Source organism: Treponema sp. R8-4-B8 (assembly GCF_054786175.1).
On the sequence record NZ_BDHE01000059.1, the window covers coordinates 1 to 2,558 of the forward strand.

The window sequence follows — 2,558 nt, forward strand, 5'->3', positions numbered from 1 at the left end:
CGCCTGCTGATTACGCTAAGTCAGTGTTGAATATGTAGCGTAAGCGTTATTTTTCGTTACATTGACAAAAACCTGCCGTTTTGTTATTGTAACAAAACAGATTCCCCTGCCGGGCAATAGCGCAGTTGGTTCAGCGTACAAGTCTGGGGGACTTGGGGTCCCCGGTTCAAATCCGGGTTGCCCGACAGGGGGATTTTTTCTAAAGAGTTCACACAAAGAACTAAAAGGAAGAGAAGAACACAAAGAAGAGGGAAGAGGGGGTTTCTGTCCGAAAGCTATGCGTGTAGCTTCACGATAAGATAACGGACAAAAACCCCTTATTGCCCCTTTGTGATCTTTGTACCTTTGTGCTCTTTGTGTGAGGTCTTCTTAAATTAATTAGGCAATTCAATAATTGGTTCATAGTGAGGATTACGTAACTGGTTAACGGCGCGGTTGTACCATTCGCCGGCTTGCGGAACAGAAGCGAGAAATTCCCAGATGGAGCGGGCTAGAGAAGTCTTCATATTCCTGTAAAGGCTCATGCTGAAATAATAGGCGGTTTTATAATACTCAACTTCTTCTATGTATGACGCAAGAAGGGGGTTTTTGTTAATATACTCGGTTAATTCTGAAAGACTATGCACATGGTTTTCACGCGTTTCTTTATTAGTGGTAAAAGAAAAATCATATTGATGGCGTTTTATCTCTTCCATAATGATAGAATTTTGAATCAGGAACGCGAACATCAGATGAGGCTCGGCAGACGGGCGGCCGCGGGCAACGTAATAATAGCCTAAAAACCTGTGCGCTTTTTCTACGGTCCTGTTGTTGTATCTGTACAATTCCAGAAAACGGCTAATACCGTTCTCCGTTAATGTTTTTGTCATGGCTGATCTTTCAAATGACGCGGAAGCCTGATCATAGGGTAATGAAACATTCTGCGAACCGTTGCTTAGATAACCAACTACCGCTTTGTTTGAATTAACCCAAAGAGTGTCTGAGTCGTTAATTATCGATTCATAAATCCTTATCATCTCGATATATTCCTGCCTTGTGTCATGGATACCCGCTATTTTATACTGTAACGCCACGCCAAAGCCCGGGTCTTCAGTGACAAGGGGAGCATTTCCGACGCGCATTGAATACGCTTTTTTGTATTGGGCTAACGCGAGGGACAGCTCGCCTTCTACCCTGTAAACTTCGCCAATCCAGTACTCGGCTTCGGGATAATCTTTTAATTTATTGAAAGCCGCAAGAGCCGCGTTCGCGGAATTATCAAAACTTGATTTTGGAATACGGTAATAAAGCTCGTCAAGCGCGGCGGTCGCGGCTCTGTAAAGATGGTCGCGGGCGTATTTGTCCACTTTGTCAAGGTAGTCCCCTATTCTTCGCACTTCCCTCTCGGACATCAGATGAATTAAGTCGCGCTCCATCTGCTCATACATGGCGCGTCTGTCGCGCCGCGCGTCTTCAAACAGCAATAAAGCCGACCCGTAATCGCCTGAGCGGAACTCTTGTTTGCCATATTCAAAAGAAAGCCACCACGGTATTGATTGCGCGTAAAGCGGCGCAAAAAATATTAATAACAAAGGCAAAAATATTGTCTTTTTCATAAACTTTTTAATTCCTCTTCAAAAACCGCGTCTGCCTCGGCGGCAGTTATGGTTTTTATCACTTTTCCATTCTTAAAAATCAATACCTTGTCTCCTGCTCCCGTAATGCCTAAATCGGCGTGTTTTGCCTCTATGGGGCCGTTTACCTCGCAACCCATAATTGCCACGGTTATGTCCTTTCCAATAGCATAAAGTTTTTGTAGCCACCTAGCAGTAAAGCCGTGGGTGTCAAAACCGTGCCTGCCGCAACGGGGGCAGGAAATAATATTCACGCCGCCTGACTTTAATCTTGCGTTTTCGGACGCAAGCTGGGCCGCAGCCGCAATAATCTCCCTGCCGGCTATAACCTCGTTCTCCATTGTGTCCGACAACGACACCCTGATTGTGTCGCCAATCCCCTCCGCCAGCAGATTTAATAGGGCAGCAGCGTTTCTGACCACGCCGGCTACTAGGGGTCCCGCTTCGGTAACTCCTACATGGAGGATTGTAGGAGCCCGAAGACGGAGAATTTTGTTGGCATTTATAGTATCGGCAATTGTACTGGCTTTCATTGATACCAGATAATCATTAAAACCAAACTCTTCAAAAAGGGATATTTCCCTTTGCGCCGCCTCCACGAGCGCTTCACAGGCGCTAAAACCCTGTTCTACCCTTTCGCGGATATCTAGGGGGAGGCTGCCTGCATTTACCCCGATGCGGATTGGGATGCCGCATTTTGCGGCTTTTTCCAGAACGGCGCGGATTTTTTCCCTGTCGCCGATATTTCCGGGGTTAATACGGATTTTTGACACTGGAAAATCCATGCAGCGAAGGGCGATTTTATGGTCAAAATGAATATCAGCGCAAAGGGGCATAGAAACCATCTCGGAAAGCCGTCCGAGGGCTTCTGCGTACTCGATATCAGGCAGGGCCAAGCGCAAAAGAGAGCAGCCTATCGCCCCAAGCGCCTCGATTTTGCCAACC

2 protein-coding genes and 1 tRNA gene are annotated in these 2,558 nt (G+C 46.6%); 1 reads left to right on the top strand and 2 read right to left on the bottom strand.

Going from position 1 to position 2,558, the window contains the following annotated elements; all coding sequences use genetic code 11:
• Positions 1–110 precede the first annotated feature (110 nt).
• Positions 111–185, top strand: a tRNA-Pro gene (locus ACYVRA_RS06095).
• 189 nt (positions 186–374) lie between these two features.
• On the opposite strand, the gene ACYVRA_RS06100 is transcribed toward ACYVRA_RS06095, so the two are convergent.
• Positions 375–1,595, bottom strand: coding sequence for a tol-pal system YbgF family protein (locus tag ACYVRA_RS06100; protein ID WP_461251861.1), 1,221 nt, complete (start codon positions 1,593–1,595; stop codon positions 375–377).
• Positions 1,592–2,558, bottom strand: a 967-nt coding sequence (gene ispG / locus ACYVRA_RS06105; protein ID WP_461251862.1) for a (E)-4-hydroxy-3-methylbut-2-enyl-diphosphate synthase, incomplete at its 5' end; no start/stop codon positions are given. The genes ACYVRA_RS06100 and ispG, both read right to left, overlap by 4 nt.